Annotated in this window: 15 protein-coding genes and 1 pseudogene; 10 read left to right on the top strand and 6 right to left on the bottom strand. The window is 60.5% G+C overall.

Going from position 1 to position 18169, the window contains the following annotated elements; genetic code table 11:
• Positions 1–67 precede the first annotated feature (67 nt).
• From DLM46_RS25355 to DLM46_RS41000, 3 genes and pseudogenes are all read right to left on the bottom strand, one after another.
• A complete protein-coding gene (locus DLM46_RS25355) occupies positions 68–3895 on the bottom strand; it encodes a PAS domain-containing protein (protein WP_115105136.1) in 3828 nt (1275 codons plus the stop codon).
• Positions 3896–4383: 488 nt separating this feature from the next.
• Positions 4384–6063, bottom strand: a complete 1680-nt coding sequence (locus tag DLM46_RS40505) for a PAS domain-containing sensor histidine kinase (RefSeq protein WP_341868599.1) — start codon at positions 6061–6063, stop codon at positions 4384–4386.
• Positions 6064–6147: 84 nt separating this feature from the next.
• Positions 6148–6498, bottom strand: a pseudogene (locus DLM46_RS41000) (hypothetical protein); the annotation flags it as partial.
• Between the two features lie 265 nt (positions 6499–6763).
• Here DLM46_RS41000 and DLM46_RS25370 point away from each other — a divergent pair.
• Positions 6764–6976, top strand: a complete 213-nt coding sequence (locus tag DLM46_RS25370) for a hypothetical protein (RefSeq protein WP_115105141.1) — start codon at positions 6764–6766, stop codon at positions 6974–6976.
• A 45-nt stretch (positions 6977–7021) separates the two neighbouring features.
• On the opposite strand, the gene DLM46_RS25375 is transcribed toward DLM46_RS25370, so the two are convergent.
• Complete coding sequence (locus DLM46_RS25375; RefSeq protein WP_115105241.1) at positions 7022–7963, bottom strand: substrate-binding domain-containing protein; 942 nt, start codon at positions 7961–7963, stop codon at positions 7022–7024.
• A gap of 498 nt (positions 7964–8461) precedes the next feature.
• Between DLM46_RS25375 and DLM46_RS25380 the strand changes: the two genes are divergently transcribed.
• The 9 genes from DLM46_RS25380 (at position 8462) to DLM46_RS25420 (ending at position 16082) form a co-directional block, all read left to right on the top strand.
• Positions 8462–8725 (top strand): hypothetical protein, encoded by a 264-nt coding sequence (locus DLM46_RS25380; RefSeq protein ID WP_115105143.1) that lies wholly within the window; start codon positions 8462–8464, stop codon positions 8723–8725.
• Between the two features lie 354 nt (positions 8726–9079).
• The gene (locus DLM46_RS25385; RefSeq protein WP_115105146.1) at positions 9080–9859 is read left to right on the top strand and encodes an acetoacetate decarboxylase; all 780 of its coding nucleotides are present in this window, start codon (positions 9080–9082) and stop codon (positions 9857–9859) included.
• Positions 9860–9874: 15 nt separating this feature from the next.
• Positions 9875–10657 (top strand): 3-hydroxybutyrate dehydrogenase, encoded by a 783-nt coding sequence (locus tag DLM46_RS25390; RefSeq protein WP_115105148.1) that lies wholly within the window; start codon positions 9875–9877, stop codon positions 10655–10657.
• A gap of 10 nt (positions 10658–10667) precedes the next feature.
• Positions 10668–11939: a DUF3734 domain-containing protein gene (locus tag DLM46_RS25395; RefSeq protein WP_115105150.1), complete on the top strand. Its 1272-nt coding sequence runs from the start codon at positions 10668–10670 to the stop codon at positions 11937–11939.
• Positions 11940–11990: 51 nt separating this feature from the next.
• Complete coding sequence (locus DLM46_RS25400; protein ID WP_115105152.1) at positions 11991–12587, top strand: carboxymuconolactone decarboxylase family protein; 597 nt, start codon at positions 11991–11993, stop codon at positions 12585–12587.
• A 43-nt stretch (positions 12588–12630) separates the two neighbouring features.
• Positions 12631–13635: a DedA family protein/thiosulfate sulfurtransferase GlpE gene (locus DLM46_RS25405; protein ID WP_115105154.1), complete on the top strand. Its 1005-nt coding sequence runs from the start codon at positions 12631–12633 to the stop codon at positions 13633–13635.
• 434 nt (positions 13636–14069) lie between these two features.
• Positions 14070–15095, top strand: coding sequence for a LysR family transcriptional regulator (locus DLM46_RS25410; RefSeq protein WP_115105156.1), 1026 nt, complete (start codon positions 14070–14072; stop codon positions 15093–15095).
• Between the two features lie 232 nt (positions 15096–15327).
• A complete protein-coding gene (locus DLM46_RS41320) occupies positions 15328–15570 on the top strand; it encodes a Rossmann-fold NAD(P)-binding domain-containing protein (RefSeq protein WP_425274015.1) in 243 nt (80 codons plus the stop codon).
• On the top strand, positions 15567–16082 hold the full coding sequence (locus DLM46_RS25420; RefSeq protein ID WP_115105158.1) for an Ohr family peroxiredoxin: 516 nt from the start codon (positions 15567–15569) through the stop codon (positions 16080–16082). The genes DLM46_RS41320 and DLM46_RS25420 overlap by 4 nt, the downstream gene beginning before the upstream one ends.
• A 192-nt stretch (positions 16083–16274) precedes the next feature.
• Here the strand turns inward: DLM46_RS25420 and DLM46_RS25425 are convergent, their stop codons facing one another.
• Together DLM46_RS25425 and DLM46_RS25430 are read right to left on the bottom strand one after the other, a co-directional pair.
• The gene (locus DLM46_RS25425) at positions 16275–16547 is read right to left on the bottom strand and encodes a hypothetical protein (protein ID WP_115105159.1); all 273 of its coding nucleotides are present in this window, start codon (positions 16545–16547) and stop codon (positions 16275–16277) included.
• 31 nt (positions 16548–16578) lie between these two features.
• On the bottom strand, positions 16579–18129 hold the full coding sequence (locus DLM46_RS25430; RefSeq protein WP_115105161.1) for a DHA2 family efflux MFS transporter permease subunit: 1551 nt from the start codon (positions 18127–18129) through the stop codon (positions 16579–16581).
• Positions 18130–18169 lie beyond the last annotated feature (40 nt).

Raw genomic sequence — 18169 nt, forward strand, 5'->3', positions numbered from 1 at the left:
GCCGATCCCAAGCTGCGCATCCAGTGTCCTGGCAACGGCAATCCCCGGTGCTCATGCGAGCCCCCTATCAAGAACACCGTGTTGGCGAAGATGTCCGGATCGCGCACGCGGCAGGCTCTGGACGATGAAAGAAGAAGCCCTGGAACTTTGATACGCCGAGCCGGCGCAGAAACTGCAACGTGGCATCGTCCTCGATCCCCTCCGCCACCAGATCGAGCTCCATATCCGCGGAAATCGACACCGCCGCCTTGACCAACGCCTGACTGATCGCGCCGGACATGATGTCGGACGTCACCGAGCGATCGATCTTGATCCCGTCCACCGCGATTCGCTTGAGGACGTCGAACGAGTTGTAGCCGGTACCGAAATCGTCGAGGTATATGCGGACACCATGCGAGCGCAGGATCGCGACGAACGCAAGCTCCTCCTCCGTCCAGCTGATTTCTTCGAGTTCGGTGATCTCGATCCACAGCGTGGCGGCAACGCCCAGGTTATCGGCCAGACGCTCGATCAACCAGTTTTGAAACAGTGGGTCCGCGATCGATCTCGCGCCGAGGTTGACCGACAGATATGGGCAAGACGCACCCGGGCGCAACGCATGCAGGTCGCCGAGCAAAGGCAGCGCCTGGTTGAAGATCGCCCGGTCAATCCTCGTCATCAGGTCGAAGCGCTTTGCCGCCGAGAGGAACATATGAGGTCCGACGGTCTCGCCGGACGAATCGACGAACCGCGCCAATGCTTCATAGCCCAAAATTTCGCCATCCGCCGACACGATTTTCTGCAGGAACAGTCTGAAATTCCCTTTTTCCAGGCCCTCCTGAATCCGGTACGACCATCCCGTCGCCATCCTCGCATCGACGATCGACGCCGCATCGGGGCGATAAACACTGACGCGGCCACGCCCCTCGCGTTTTGCGGCCCGGCAAGCGGCGTCGGCCCAAGCGAGACCGGTTGCGGCATTTGCCGTCTCGGCACACACGCTGGCAAGGCCCGCACTCGCCCCCAACGTGAAAGCGCGTCCTTCGTGCACGAAACGATACGTATTCAGGGAGTCGATGATACGGTTCGCAATGGCCAATGCCTGATCTTCTTCGACCCCGTGCAACAAAAGCACGAATTCATCGCCACCGAGCCGCCCTACTGTGTCCGTCGATCTGGCATGCAGACGCAGGAGGCGGGCGACTTCGGCGAGCAGCCTGTCGCCCGCATCATGGCCGCATGCGTCGTTCACGAGCTTGAATCGATCAAGGTCGACGTAGAGCAGGCTAAGCGCCTGTTCGTACCGGCCCACGTCGGCGACCGCCTGTTCAAGCCGTTGCATGAAGCCTCTGCGATTAAGCAGTCCCGTGAGTTCGTCCTGTGCGGCCTGCGTGGCAAGCGCTTCCGTCAAGGCGTAGACCTTTTCAGCGTCCTGCAGCACGGTAACCGTGCCCAGTATCTTGCCATCCATTGCATGAAGCGCAGAACAGGAGATGGTCACGACGCGTCGTCGCTGACCCGTTGCCTGCAATCCGACGAAATCGCTGATGCGAACCGGTTCGCCTGACTCGAGTACCGACACGGCCGGACACGGCAGGCGCGTGGCAGTGGCAAGGTTGAGCAGTTGCAGGGTCGACGTGATCGGACGGCCCACGATGTCCGCGATCTCCATGCCCATGAGCTTCGCGGCCGTCCCGTTGCACAGAGTCACCTCGCCGGTCAGGTCGGTGCGGATTACACCTTCGACCAGCGAGGTCAGCGTCACCTGCGCCAGTTCTCTCGCCTCGTGCAACGCGGCTTCGCGTTGCACGCGCTCCGTGATGTCTTCGATCATCAGGAACGCTTCAGATGGTTGACCGTCGTCCCCATAGGCTGTCACGACGAGATGACTCCTCGCCTGAATAACGACGCCGTCGCCCCTCACGTAGCGCTTCTCGACCACCGCACGGCCGTTGCCCGCCTTGAGCCGGTCGAGCATCGCCGCCAGCGGACGCGTCGGATCGTCGGGCACCGTCATCTCCCGGAACGACTTGCCGACCAGTTCCGCCTTCTGGTACCGCAGGATTTCGCACATTGCGCTGTTTGCGTCGACGACCACGCCTTCACCCACGACGATCGCGAATCCGACCGGGGTGTTCTCGAATGACGCACGGAAAAAGCGCTGCGAGTCCTCGAGCGCGGCCTGCGTCTCCTTGAGCGGCGTGATGTCATGCGCCTTGGCAAAGATGCGCACGACCTCGCCGCCCTCTCCGCGTAACGGCCACAACGCGAGATCGCTCGTCATGACGCGCCCATCGGCGGCGCATTGCCCGATCTCGAACTGGACGTACTCGCCATCGGCCGCGCGCCGCACGGCGTCCCTGACTCGCTCGCGATCGGCCTCGCTCAGCCACCAATGTCCCTCCCAGAAATACAGGGACCGCTTCTCGTCGACTGTTAGCCCCGTGAACTCGTATCCCATCGGATTGGTGCCGATATGCCTGCCATCCCGGTCGAGCACGCTGATGACGTGCCGCGTCGTCTCGAAGATGCCGCGAAACCTCGCCTCGCTCTCGCGCAGTGCCTGATCGGCACGCTTGCGCGTGTCGATATTCATGAGGGTGCCGATGATCCGCAGAGGCTGGCCCGCGTCGTCCCGCCGGACGACCTTGCCCCGGTCGCTGACCCACTTGTAGTGACCGTCGCCATGGCGGATGCGCAGCTCGCACTCGTAGTGTTCCGAACGGCTTTCGAAGTGCGCCGCCTGGGCGTCGCGATAAACCGCGCGGTCATCGGGATGCAGGCATGCGACCCAATCATCGGCAGTTCTGAAATTCTCCTGTGGGGCGCCGAGAATCTCGAGCGTCCGGTCGGAATAGAACATGCTGTCCAACTCGATGTCCCAATCCCAAAGGCCGATTCGTGCGTTCTCGATCGCCAGCGTGGCACGCGTTTCCGATACGGCAAGCGCCTGCCGTGTCTCGAGCAGCTCCGTCACGTCCTCGATAATCGAGACGGCCGAGACGTCACCGGAATCTTGCTCCCCGTCGAGCAGCGATACATGCACCTGCAGATCGATCGGCTTTCCGTCGCTGCGCACATGGCGCCTGACCACGCTGACGCGGCCGGCCGACTGCCGCGCCTGCAACTGGATCTGTTCGACATCGTGGTGCGGCTCGTCACTCGCTATCAGCTCGTCTGGGCTCATGCCGATGAGTTGATCGCGCGTATAGCCCACGATCCGGCAATACGCGTCGTTGACGCCGAGGTAATGCGCTCGCAGCGTGCCGTCGTGAATGGCGAGGCCGAGCGGCGCGTGCTCGAACGCTGCACGGAAGAGGCGTTCTGAGCGGTTCAGCGCGTCCATCGCGTTGTCGAGTTGTACGCGTTTCGCTTCGAGTTCCAGTTCCGACAGTTTGCGTTCGTGGATGTCCTCGGTCGTCCCGACCATGCGTGACGGCTGACCGCTCCCGTCGCGCTCCGCCACCCGGCCGACCACCCTCACCCAGCGGTATTCACCATCGGCACACCGCACCCGATACTCGGACTTCAGATAGGGCAGCCGTCCCGCAAGATGGTCGGCATACCGCGTCATCTGGGCTGCGGGATCGTCGTCTGGATGGATGCGTGCAATCCAGTCTTCGATGCCTGGTGGCGCCACTTCGCCGTTGGCAAGCGAGACTGGATCGATGCCGAAGATTTGCAGGGCAAGCGCGGTGAACGTCGCCGTACCGTTGACGAGATCCCGCTCCCAGACGTCGATGCCGGAACCGACCGCTGCGAGGTGGCGGACGAGCGCGGCGTCGCGTAGCCGATTCGAGAGATCGCTATACGTGGCATCGGCTCCCTCTCCTGCGCTCGGCTGGGGACGGGTGGGCGCGCGTAGCACGGCATCGTGCGTTCGCTTCCATGCCAGAAAGATCTTGCGAGATTTCATGATGAGGTGCTGATCAACGCTGACTGGATCCGAGACACGCGCGCGCTCATCTGCCTGCCCCGATGCGGGGAGACCGCCTGTCGGCCTTTGCCCGCTCCCCGTCTAAACGTCCGGTTACGCCGCGGCGGGCGATCGCATTGCTGCGGCATTCGTTGCCGCATCGCACGGCAGGCTCCAGGTCCAGGTCGAGCCGCGCATTCAGGCCGTATCCGGTCGTTCACCAACTGATAACAGCAGGCAATCACATTCCTAACCGATTACCCTTACGTACCCTTATGTATACGGTCACAACGAAAAGCAACTGAAGGGCTATCTATGTAGGCATTTCCTGCAATTCATGTAGGGAAGCTGCGCATGCCACGGGTCGAATAGCGGCTCATGGTCACAGGAAACAGGCATCACAGCGGTATGAAGAATTGAGGCAGCGGTCTGTTCGAGACTCGCCGCGGCTTGCTCGCTACGCGCGCTCAGATCGCTATTGCCTGCAATCAGAATCCTGAGCATCTTTGTGGTTCGTCGCAAAGCGGGACGTGAATCGAAATCACCGTGCCGGTGTCGAGCGCGCTATCGATCTGCAGCGTTGCGCCGATCAGCCGGGCACGCTCCCTCATCCCGAGCAATCCATAGGAGTATCCCTCCACCGCAGCAGCCGCGTCAAAGCCGCGACCGTCGTCGCTGACGTGGAGGTCAAGCGTCGTGTCGCTGCCCGTCAATGTCACATCTGCCCGCGATGCACCGGCGTGGCGCGCGACATTCGTCAGAGACGCCTGCACGATACGGAACACGACCGTCGCGTGCGCATCCGACAAAACGGGTTCACCGCCATTGATCCGCAACTGACAGGGAATGCCGTAGCGTTGACCGAAATCTTCGACTAGCCATTCGAGCGCCGACACGATCCCGAAGTTCAGCGCTGCAGGCCGCAGATGGTTCGACACATTGCGCACCATCCAGATCGTCTTTTCAACGAGCTCACGCATGTCGTCGGCTTTTTTTACGGCGTCCGGGTCACCGGAAAGCCGCATCTTGAGCAACGACACATCCATCTTCAGCGCGGTCAGCAACTGGCCCAGTTCATCATGAATTTCCATGGCAATGCGCCTTCTTTCCTCTTCCCGAATCGCCTCCATGTAGGCGGACACCTCACGCAACTGTTCCCGCGACTCGAATAGCTCCTGCTCGATGCGCTTGCGCCCTGTGATGTCGTTCAGGCCGACGTAGATTGCCGGTGCGTCGTCATACGTGGCAACGCGCGCCGTCGCCATCGCCCAGAACGTGGTGCCGTCCGGTCTGCGGAAATGGGCCTCAGTGTTACGAAAACTCCCTTCCCGGCGCAAATGCTCTACCAGCCTGTCGCACCCCGTGGCGTCCGCATAGAAGTCCGCGATGTTGCCGGCCGCGTTGTTGCGCGAATCAGGGCCGAACAGCGCGCGCAACGGCTCATTTGCGTAGAGAATCGTGCCGTGTGGCATCGAGGCAATGCACAGCGGCACCGGGCTCGTCTCGACAATGGTGCGAAAGCGCGCCTCGCTCGACTGCAGTCGAGCTTCGATCCGTCTACGCTCCTCGACTTCGGACCGTAGGCTCGCATTGGCTCGCGCGAGCTCCTCTTCCACCTTCTTGCGTTCGGTGACATCGCGGGCAATGCCGGCGGTGCCTGCCAGTTGTCCATGTCCGTCGGCGAAAGGTGTCTTGATCGTCTCCACCCATCTCCGGCGACCGTCCGCCTCGATATGGGTTTCTTCGATCCGTTTGCGGCGCCCCGAGGTCATCACCTCGACATCGTCGGTACGGTATGCGATTGCGTGTTCAAGCGGGTGCAAGTCGAAGTCGGTCTTGTCGATCATGTCAGCCGGTTCAGCGTAGCCTACGGCGCTCACCAACGCCCGGTTGGCCGCCACGTATCGACCGTGAGTGTCTTTTACCCAGGCGAGGTCCGGAATGTTGTCGAGGATCGCCGCCATCTGCGCGTTCGCGCTGCGGAGTTCGGCAGCATGCTGATCGAGTCCCTCGAGCATGACGTTGAGGGCATCGACCAGTTGATCCAGTTCGTCGGGTTTCCGCCGTGTCCGCCGCAACCGCAATGGTGCCATGGCGATGCCCGGTGTGCGTCCTCGCAGCGTCGCAGCGATATCTACGAGATGGCGCGTCGCGAGCCTGTGAACCATAAACAGGATGAACAGCGCGACCAGAAACGTTTTCGCCGCGTTGCTCACGAGGATCACCAACGCCTGGCGCAACAGATCGCGATAGATGTCAGTCAAACTACCCTCAAGATGCAGGATCCCGATCTGGTGCCGGTCGTTGTCACAGCAATAAACGGGAAACTCCCTGACGACCGCGTTTTCGACCTTTACGGAACCTCGGGAAACCGTCAGCGGGTGCGCGACCTGCGTTTCGCGGACTTCGACGTGGCGGATCAGGGGCAGATGCAGTATTCCGTCGAGCTGATCCTCCAACCGCTTGCTATCGAGAGCCCACAGCGCGTTGCCCAGACCACGCGCATAGCCTTCCTCTATTTCGTTGAAGCGGTTCTGCAACCCTGAGACCGCAGCCTGGTAACTTAGCAAGAGTTGAACGACGGTCACCACCAGCGTCACCATCGTACTGAACAGCAATACGCGGATCAGTAGGGCGGCAGCAATTCCGCCCCGTGGCGTACTGAAGGTTTTAGGCAACGAGCCAGTATGGGTAGCCAGCAAGATCAGCTCCAGGTAAGACGGCCATTGTGACTATAACTTCCATGCCGCCGGTACGGGTCACCGGGCTGATCCGTATGCAGCACCAGAGATCGAGTCTGGGACGTGAAATGAATACTTGGAAAGATGTGGTATATGAAAGCTGTACACTGCCTGACCGGACGCTGCCGTGGTGCTGGTCGCTGCGGGCAATGCTTCGGCATCGAGTGACGGAATCCGCGGCAGCGCTCCTGCCTATACCTGCACACACCTTACCCGAGCGCTCGTTCGAGCGCCGGGTGCGCTGGTCCACTACGACGACATCGGCGAAAATCCGAAGTTCGACATCGCTAGCGGCAATGTCGCTCCTGACCGCACGATTGGTATCGTCCAGGCGGAATAGACATGGCGACCTGGAACCGTGGTGCGAGAAGCTGCTCTGGAGCGCTTACTGGGTGTAGTTTGCCAACACCGCACGAATCGCCGGATCATTCATGTTGTTCGGCGTCACCGTCACCACGTCGACGAATACTTTGGAGCGAGGCGGATGGCCCTGCAAGGCCCCAACCAATGTTTCCACCGCCAGATAGCCCATGCGGTAAGGGTCCTGCACCACATCGGCATAAACGACGCCATGCTTGAGCCCATCCAGGAATTCCGGGCGCCAGTCGAATACGACCAGGCGCGGGTGATCGCCGACGGCCCTGGCTTCAATGACTCGCAGGGCGCCATAGGCAATCGGCTCAGCCGGTGCGAAAACAGCATCGAGGTGACCCGCATAGGTGTTCAGGGCCCTGGCGATCAATCCCTCCGATTCACGGGGCCGGTACCCCACATAGGTATCGACAACCACATCCCATCCTTCTTCCCGCGCCACGGTCAGAAACCCGTTTTCGCGCTCGGTTGTGGAACTGATGTTCGGTGCGAGACGCAGCACGGCTACCTTTGCCCCCCTCCGCAGGACTGGCACAAGACTGAGTGCCGCCTTTTTCCCCGCGACGAAATTGTCGGTGCTGACGGTAGAGATAGCGTTGTAATCGGTGCTGCTCCGGTCTATCAGCACCGTAGGGACCGCGATCGAAACTGGAGTTGCCACATTCTCCAACGGCTCGGGCGCCAACAGGATACCAGCGGCTCCACGCTGCACCATGTAGTCGATCATCCGTAGCTGGATGTTCGGTTGCGCGCCAAGCGAGGCACCGTCTGAAGGGTTGCGCATCATCAGTTCAATATGCTTATCCTCGCCTGCCTGCTTGATCCCCTTTGTCATCGCCTGCCAGAAAACAAGCGACGATCCGGCCAGTACGACGCCGACCCTGGCGGCGTACGCAGTTGGCAGCGCTCCGGTCAATGCGGCAAACAGCACAACGAGCGAAAGGACCCTCCGCATAGCGGACTCCCGCAACGCCGGGACGCAACCCTCGCTCGTCTGGGGAAAGGCATGAGGACTCACGACGCCATGGTCATTCCGCCTTGCCGATCTCACATCAATCTCCTCAACCTCATCTGGCACGTCTTTCCAGACGCGGTATCGCGTTAATCGGGAGCAGCTTTCGACCCCTGCCGAAAGCCTCGGACCGCTCATGTGGCAGACGACAATCTTCTGCTGTTGATCGGAGATAGGGTCAAGTCTGGTGGTACGACACGTGTCGCCGTCAGCCGCGCGTAATGCGCCACGCATACAGTATACGGTAAAGATCTTCCTTGTCTTGTCACGCTCGGCGTTCGGAACATTGATCGCGGGCCGTGATCGCCCGGGATGCGCAAGAGGACGAAGAGAAAGAAAATGGCGAGATAGTCAAGCCAGTTCTCACAGCCAACACAACTGCGTAACTAATGGAGATGGCGACTGACCTGCACGCAAGACAGCCCGCACATCGCGGGCCTCATGAACCTCGCAATGGTTATCACGTCAGCTGCTGCTTTTCATGAGAGGCACTACCGCATTCCGGCCAAGACGCGTATCGCGGCCATCGCTGCGGCGCTTGTCGTGCTCGTCTTCAATGTCGTTCTGGTCGCTGAACCTGCGGTGTTTCTGTGTTCGAGCTTGCGGACCACTTCCTCAGCTTCGGTTGAAATTCAAGTCCCTCATTCAGGCCATCTTGTACGGCTTGTCAGCGGGCTTGGCGTTGCGAACGGCGAGATCGGTTAGCGACATGAAAGTACCAACAGGCATCTGCGGTTCTACGCGGAAAAACATACCGCCAGAAATACCACCAGGCGCGACACGTTATGCACCTGTCCTTCTGCCATGGATTGTTGTCGCAGAGACAACACGGTGAGCTCCTTTGCAGGGCTACTGCCTCAAGACGACCACGCTTACGCTTTGTCCTGACGGTGACGGCACACGCGACCTGATGCGAGCCGGGAAACACGACACCGTAAAAGAAACGCGCAAACGCGCACAGCAAGTCTTCACTGCCTTGCGCGCGCACGTTATTGGCCGCGGCAGCAAAAGCTGTTGCGATGCGTGTTACGCAGCACCTCACCAACCGAGGAACGATCCGTGACAGAAGAAGATATCCGCAACAACGCATTTGCGATGCCCGTACACAATCCAGCGTATCCGCGTCCGCCCTTCCGCTTCATCAATCGGGAATACTTCATCATCTCGTATGAAACGGACATGGATGCGCTTAGGGCCGTCGTTCCGGAACCGCTGACGGTCGACAACGCAATCGTTCACTACGAATTCATCCGCATGCCCGATTCGTCGGGGTTCGGCGACTACACGGAAAGCGGCCAGGTGATTTCGGTGCGGGATGAGGACGGCAATCGCGCCAACTTCACGCACGCGATGTACCTGGACGACGAAGGTCCAATCGCAGGCGGACGCGAAATCTGGGGATTTCCCAAGAAGCTGGCTTCACCGAAGCTCTGCGTCGACGGCAAGGACACGCTGCTCGGCACGCTCGACTACGGAACGCAGCGCATCGCCACCGGAACGATGGGCTACAAGTATCGCGCGCTCGAGACGGCGACCGAGCGCCGCAAGCTCGCGGACACGCCGAACTATCTGCTCAAGGTCATTCCGCACGTCGATGGCTCGGTACGCATTTGCGAACTGGTGCGCTTCTTCCTGCGCGATGTCGATGTGATCGGCGCATGGGAGGGCCCTGCAGCGCTCGAGCTGCATCCGCACGCACTCGCATCGGTGGCCGATCTGCCGGTTCGAAAGGTGATCGGCGCACGTCACATCATTGCAAATCTCACGCTCGACGTCGGCGAAGTGGTCTATGACTATCTCGCCCCTGCCGAGTCGTTGAAACTCGCAGTCAACCAGTAAGCTCTCGGAGGACGTATGGCATTGAATGATAAGGTCGCGCTCGTTACGGGTGCAGCAAGCGGTATCGGCGAGCAGTGTGCACGCAAGCTCGCGTCGGACGGCGCGACGGTCGTGATCGCGGATCTGAATCTCGCGAACGCTCAAAAGGTCGCTGAAGATATCGTTGCTAACGGCGGTAAAGCAATCGCTGTTGCAATGGACGTAACCAGCGAAGAAGCGGTCAATACGGGTGTGGCCGAAACGGTGAACCGACTAGGCGGCATCGACGTGCTCGTATCGAACGCAGGCATTCAGATCGTCAACCGGATCGAGGACTACGCATTTTCCGACTGGAAGAGGATGCTGGCCATTCACCTCGACGGCGCGTTCCTGACGACCAAGGCCGTCATCAAGCATATGTACGCGTCGAACAAAGGTGGCGCTGTGATCTACATGGGCTCGGTGCACTCGCACGAGGCGTCGCAGCTCAAGTCGGCGTATGTGACCGCGAAGCACGGGCTGCTCGGGCTCGCCCGGGTTGTCGCGAAAGAAGGCGGACCACGTGGCGTGCGCGCCAATGTCGTGTGTCCGGGCTTCGTCAGAACCCCACTGGTCGACAAGCAGATCCCCGAGCAGGCGAAAGCCTTGGGAATCTCCGAGCAGCAGGTTGTGAAGGACGTAATGTTGAAGGAGACGGTCGACGGCGAATTCACGTCGCTAGAAGATGTCGCGAACACGGTTGCATTCCTCGCCGGCTTCGAGTCGAGCGCGCTCACCGGACAATCGATTGTGGTCAGCCACGGCTGGTTCATGCAGTAAGGAGGCAACCATGTATCCGAGCCAGCGTAACAAGCTGCAGCAGCCCCATCGCATCAAGCTCCCCGCATATGACGAAATCGGACTCGTGCTGCAGGGTGGCGGTGCACTGGGCTCATATCAGGCCGGCGTATATGAAGGTATGGCCGAAGTCGGCGTGGAACCGACGCGAATATCCGGGGTATCCATCGGCGCGCTGAATACGGCGATCATCGCCGGCAATGCGCCTGCGGACCGGGTGGAGGCGCTGCGCGGCTTCTGGAACACGATCAGTCAGCCTGCGGATTTCTTCTCACATGTCGGTGCGCGCATTCCAGCGTGGCCGGGGCTTGAAGACATGGGGCGCAGGTGGTCGAGCGCATGGGCCGCGACGCGCACGTTGGTGGAAGGTCAGGACGGCTTCTTCTCCCCGCGCACGCATATGTCTCTCGCAGGGCTCGGCAGGAAACGTCCTGACCAGGTCAGCTATTACGACACGTCGGCGTTGCGTGAAACGCTTTTGCGGTACGCAAACTTCGATCGCATCAATGACGGGAATATTCGCGTATCCGTTGGGGCGGTCAACGTGCGAACGGGCAATCTCGTCTACTTCGACAATTCGACAATGCGTCTGGCACCGGAGCATTTCATCGCATCCGGCGCGCTGCCGCCGGGCTTTCCAGCCGTCGAGATCGATGGAGAGTTCTACTGGGACGGCGGGCTGGTTTCCAACACGCCACTTACCGAGATCATCAAGGAAAGCCAGCATAAGGACACTCTCGTTTTCCAGATCGACCTGTGGAGCTCGCGAGGCAAGCTGCCTGGCGATTTCCTCGACGTCAGCGAGCGCACCAAAGACATTCAATATTCGAGCCGTACGCGAGCGATCACCGCGTTCATGTCGCAGAACCAGAAGCACGCGCAGATGATCAAGGCGCTGCTCGAGCACATTCCCGAAAAAGTGCGGCTTGCGCACCCGTTGTTGCGGGAGGCGCAGAAAACGGCAGATGGCAGTGCGGTGAATGTCGTGCACCTGATCTACAAGAACAAATCGTTCGAGGGGCACTACAAGGACTATGAATTCAGCAAGGATACGATGCGCGAGCATTGGGCGAGCGGCCTCGAGGATATTCGCCGTTCGTTCGGACACCCCGAGTGGTTCGATATCCCGAGCCGCGAAATCGGCTTCGTCACGCGGGACGTGCACCGCTATCGACAGGAGGTCAACGAAATCGCCGGGCTGGGCAAGGACGCTTTGCCGCCATCGGAACGCTCGCCGGAGGAAGAACTGTCTGGCGCAAGGTAGCGCCTATCGACTCCCTCCCTCGGTCGTTCTATTTCTGCTGGTCAAGCAAAAATGAACCAAGCATCCATGCCTGGACTGCACCATGCCGCGACGTCATGGCAAACCAGAATGAAGACAGTCCGGTCATATGACGAGCGCGGCATCCGGGCGTTATATGCATCCTGGGAGTCGTATCAGGACTTCACCCGTCTGATGTCAGACACGGCGGCGTCGCCAAATACCCTGTGTTTTGATGGGACCAACACGCTTGACGAAAGCCTGATCGCGCTTCTTGATCTGCGCGCCTCACAAATCAATGGTTGTTTGTTGTGCGTTCAACATCATCTTTGCCGTGCCCGTAAGGCAGGGGTGCCTGCGGCGAAAGCCGAGAACATCGGCGGATGGCGCTGCGCCGGTGTGTTTTCTCCGTGTGAGAAAGCGGTGCTTTCCTGGGCCGAACATCTTGCGGCTATGGTCAGATGGTCTGTTCCTGACGCAGTGTGGCCAAGCTTGCATGGCTACTTCAGCGACATGCAGATCGCCGCATTGTTTATGTACTGGCGTTGCAGCGAGTTGTGGTCGGGTGATGGCGTTCTTCGTTCCTGCACCGTCAGTATGCCGGTCAGTGTGGGGCGAGCGTTGGGCAGCCCGGATTGGGCGGAGCGATGAACAATCTTCAAGACGGGTACGTGCAAGCCACAAGGAGAGCACCATGTTGTCGCATGAATTAATAGCACGGTACGGCATGTTAGTCGTATTCCTGAATGTGCTTGGTTCTTCGCTTGGCTTGCCGTTGCCTGTCATACCGACATTGATCACCGTTGGAGCGGGCACTGCGCTCGCCATACACGCTGCGTCATCGACGTTGTTCTATTTCGCGACGATACTAGGCTCCGCTGTGATTGGCGGTGTGCTGGGCGACCTGGTCTGGTTTCAGGGTGGCAAACGGTACGGCGAACGCACGCTCCATGCCGTTTGCAAACTGTCGCTCTCGCGCGAAACGTGCGTCAGGAAGACGGAGCGCTTCTTTGGGCGCTGGGGAGTCCGCGTGCTGGTCGTTGCGCGCTTCGTACCTGGCTTGTCGCTCGTTGCCGTGCCGCTGTGCGGCGCGATGGCCGTCAGGTTGCGTTCCTTTGTCTTGCATGATTGCGCAGGCGTTGCGCTGTGGGCATCGGTTGGACTGGCTATCGGTGCGCTATTCGCGTCGCAGATCGACGTGGTTTTCGTACTTATCTCCCATCGTGGCTGGCAGGCGTTGATCGTGATCGGCATCGCACTGGTGCTTTACGTGCTGTATCGATACTGCCGGAGAATCATGCTGGCAAAAGCGCTCGAGAAGGCGCGGATCAGCGTGGGCGAATTGCATGCATTGCTCGCGAACAATCCGCGGCCAATCCTGTTCGATATCCGCTCCGCCGAGCGCAGAATGCTCGATCCGTTTGTCATTCCAGGCTCCCTATTTGCCGATGAACGGAAACTGCCGCAGATCGTGGAGCGCTATGGGGTGAACCGGACGCTCGTCATCTATTGTTCATGTCCAAACGAAGTCTCTGCGGCGTGGATGGCCAAGCGGTTGCGGCTGGCCGGCGTCAAGCTTGCATTGCCGCTTACTGGCGGTATCGATGCGTGGCGTGTGGCGGGCTTCGACGTCGAGCCGATAATAGCGATGAACGACGCTGCAATCAGTGGAGAAGAGAGAAAACTTTTCGCGCATTAATTACGGTCGTGTCCACAAAGCGCCAAGGCGGCACACGAGAGGCGCCCTGACGGCGACGGTCATTCCAGAATGACGAACCGTTAACTGATGTCGAGGCCACCCTTCACGGGGATGACTTGCCCTGTCACCCATCCGCCCGGCGTTACCACGGCAACGATCCAGGCCGCGACTTCGTCAGGCACGCCGCGCCCTCCGAATGCGAGTCCGCTCCTGCTGCTTGACCTCCCCGACCGGTGCCGGTGTCAATTCTGACGCTTCGACGCCACAAGAATCCACGGTCGACCGCGTCCAACCATCTCCGGCCCATTGACCAATCGAGAACTTCGGCCACTCCTCCTACCGAGGAAATAAGGCCGTCAGCACACCCATACATCGACCGGAAAAAAAGCAGTGCGCGATGTCACAAATGGCGGCGCTGATACGTCTGGTCTGGTATGGACTCCCCGACCCGCGCTCCCATCTCAGCTTTCCCATCACGCTGCCCCGCCGCCGGCACCGACGATCCATTCGCAAGCAGATTTGCGACCGGTTACGCTGGCGTAGTTTCTTTTCTGGCCGTTGCCAGCGAAGGCAGCTTTGCCCGCGCGGGCGATCGCCTCGGCATCGGTCGTTCCTCGGTTAGCCGCAACGTGCAGAAACTCGAGGCCCAGCTCGACACACGGCTCTTCCTGCGCACGACTCGCAGTACGTCGCTGACGCGCGAGGGCGAACTCTTCTATGAGAACTGTCAGCCGGGTATGGAGCGCATCGCCCAGGCGCTGGAAGACATGCGGGAGCTGCGCAACGGGCCGCCGCGGGGCTATCTGCGCATCGGCTCGACGCCCGGCTTCGGCCGCAAGATTGTCGCACCGCTGCTGCGCGCCTTTCACACGCAATATCCCGGGATCGTCCTGGAACTGTTGCTGAACGATCGCCCCGCCGACTTCACTGCCGATCGCGTCGACGTATCGTTTCGCGATGGACGCATGGAGGACAGCGGAATCGTAGCGCGGCAACTGCTTCCGATGCAGATGATCGTCTGTGCGTCGCCCGCCTATGCGCGGATTCACGGCTTGCCGCGCCATGTCGACGAACTGGCGGATCATCGCTGCATCAACTTCCGGACGGCGTCCGGCCGCGTCAGGGCGTGGGAATTCAAGGTCGACGGTCTCGCGCAGCGGCGCCAGCCTGCCGCGCTACACACGTTCAACGACGCGGATCTGATCCTGCAGGCGGTGCTCGATGGGCTGGGCATCGCACAGTTGCCGGCCTATCAGGTTTGCGATGTGCTTGGCAGCGGGCAACTCCTCCGCTGCCTCGCGCAGCATGCACCCGAAGACGGCGGCCACTACCTCTGCTATCTCAGCCGCAAGCATCTTCCGGCGCGGATCCGTGTGTTCATCGACTACATGACCGAGCACACCAGAGCACTCGATCTGCAGTGCATGACGACGATGACGACGTTATCGGCGGTCGAATGAAGACGCTCCGAACGACGCTGCGTTGACTGATGTTTCCGATGCAACACGGTGGGTCCCTCGGAGGCCCTACCGCATGACGTAGCGCACGCCTAAGATGCTTTCTGTACGGACGGCACGCTAGTCGCGGCCAGTCCGGCAAAGCACCGGCAAGGACACACGCAATATGGTGCAAGCCGGATTCGAAAAATTGCCAGCGGTTTGACAGCCGCGCACGTGCTCATGGAGAGACATCGTGAGAATTGTCGTGATTGGTGGCACGGAACTCGTCGGCAGAAAAGTCGTCAAGGACTTGCGCGCATGCGGTCATGCCGTCGTTGCGGCGTCGCCCACATCGGGCGCCAACACAATGACGGGCGAAGGCCTGAAGGAAGCACCGACGGGCACCAACGCACGTCTTGGCCCCGTGAACTTCGACGTCGTTCAAAGAGACGTACGCCGCGCAACAAGCGGCGAGCACTCACGAGGCGCGCCATGACAACATTGCGTCCACCGCCGCTGACATTGCTCGACAAGTATTACGGGCAAGACGCGCAAGCGCTGTATTCGACCACTGTCACCGTAACAGGCGGCGATGTGGGTCACGGACGCGCATCGGGCATTGCCCGCTCCGATGACGGCCAACTCGCACTCGAATTGCGAATGCCGAAGGCACTAGGCGGCCCAGGCGGCGGCACCAATCCGGAGCAACTGTTCGCGGCGGGTTACGCGGCCTGCTTTCACGGCGCGCTGAGTCTGCTTGCGGCGCGGTCGGGCATTCCGATTCCCGGCGCCTCGGTGGACGTTACGGTCGACTTCGGCCGCGACCCCATCGATGGCTTGTTCATGTTGACGGCGCACACCCGCGTCCGTTTGCCCGGTGTCGAGCGCGCCATTGCCGGGGACCTAGTTCGCAACACGGAACGCTTTTGTCCTTACACCAAGATGGCACGGCGCGGCATTGAGAACGTCGTCGCGCTTGCGTCACCGGACGACGACAGCAACTCATAACGCCGCGTGCTTGATGCATCGAGGAAACTTGAACATGCACAGAACCGGTTCTGTCGCAGTAAGGCGGTCCGCTATGGTGAGCGAACCGACATGAACGACTGAAACTCTCGTTTCTGCCTGCGTATGACGCGCCCACGAGCGGCGCGCCTCCGTCACCGCGACCGCGCACGGCCGGTTGGCTCCGAGCGTACGTTACCGGCCGTAGTAGGCAGTAAAAGACGCCTTGCCGAGCACCTTGTCGCTCAGGGCGAACGACCGCGTCCCCGCCGGCGCATTTTTCCAGACAAGTGCGGGCGACACGTTTTCACCGGTACAACCGAAAGCGTTGAGCACGAATTTGTTATCGATCTTGCCGCCAGGAGCGATGTCGGGGCTCGAGAGCTTGAAGTCTGGCTGCGCCACGGCCGGCGCAGCCAGAAGGATGGACAGGCTTGTGGCAGACAAAAGGCGGCAAAACAGCTTCATTGAATTCCTCGCGTATGTAAAGTGGTCTTACTCAATGAGCACCCGCCGCCCCGCCGCCGCCCTTGCCGGGCTTGGTGAGCCATACCAGCGGAATGATCGCAATGAAGATCATCGATGAGAGCCAGAAAATATCGTTCAGCCCGAGCATCGCAGCCTGCGCATTCAGCGAGTGCTCGAAAAACGCCGCGGCCTGGTCCACGCCGCCGCCGAGCGTCGCGTGGAGGTTCGCGATGGCGCTCATATAGTCGGGGTTGTTCACGCTCGACTGTTCGGCGAGTTGCGCATGGTGGAGAATCGTGCGGTCGTTCCAGCCCGTCGAGATCAATGACGTGCCGACGCCGCCCGCGAACACGCGCACGAAATTGGACAGGCCGGCGGCCGCCGGAATCTTGTCGGGTGACAGCCCAGACAGGATGATCGCGGTAAGCGGCGTAAAAAAGAGCGCCATGGGGATGCCTTGCAGCAGCGTCGGCAGCACCAGCGTATAAGGGTCGACGCCCGTCGTGTAGTGCGAGCGCATGAAGAACACGCACGCAAAGCCGAGGAAGGCCAGCGTCGCGAGCACCCGTGCATCGGACTTCGGCATGATCTTCGCCATTACGGGCGCGAGCAGCACGGCGAAGATTCCGAGCGGCGCCGTCACGAGACCTGCATCCACCGAACGATAGCCGAGATAACCCTGAATCCACTGCGGCAGGATCACGAGGTTCGAGAAAAACACCGCGTACGAGACCGAGATCGCAATCGTGCCGCCGCGGAAATTACGTCCCGCGAAGAGGCGAAGATCGACAATCGGGTTCTTCTCCGTGAACTCCCAGATCAGGAAGAACAGGAAGCTGATGGCGGCGATGACGGCGAGCGTGCAGATCACCGGCGAGTTGAACCAGTCGAGATCCTTGCCTTTGTCGAGCATGATCTGCAGCGAGGCGACCCACGCGACCAGCGACAGCAGGCCGATCTTGTCAATGGGAAGCTTGCGCGTCGGGGAGTCGCGGTCGCGGTAGATCACCCAGGTTACGGCGGCGGCGAACAGACCCACCGGAATGTTGATGTAGAAGATCCACGACCAGCTATAGCTGTCGGTGATCCAGCCGCCCAGCGCAGGACCCGCAATCGGCCCGACCGTCGCCGTCATCGCCCACAGCGAAAGCGCCGTCGAACTTTTTTCCTTCGGATACGAGCCGAGCAGAATTGCCTGCGAGAGGGGAATCAGCGGGCCCGCGACGGCGCCCTGCAATACACGCGCAGCGAGTAGCACGATCAGGTTCGGCGCGACGCCGCACAGCCACGACGAGAACACGAACAGCACGATCGCAGCCACGAACAGCCTGATCTGGCCGACACGCTGCGTGAGCCAACCCGTCAGCGGAATCGCCACGGCATTGGCCGCCGAGAAGAGTGTGATCACCCATGTGCCTTCGTCGACGGATACGCCGAGGTTGCCTGAGATGGTTGGAATCGCAACGTTGGCAATGGATGAATCGAGTACGTTCATGAACGTCGCGAGCGCAACGGCGATTGTCGCGAGAACCAGCTTTCCGCCTGTCAACGGAGGCGGTGCAAGTTGCATTGGGGAATTCATCTCGCTTCCAGTCTGAAGTATTCGACAGGCCCGGCATAGT

It is taken from the genome of Paraburkholderia lacunae, assembly GCF_003353175.1.
Classification (GTDB): Bacteria; Pseudomonadota; Gammaproteobacteria; order Burkholderiales; family Burkholderiaceae; genus Paraburkholderia; species Paraburkholderia lacunae.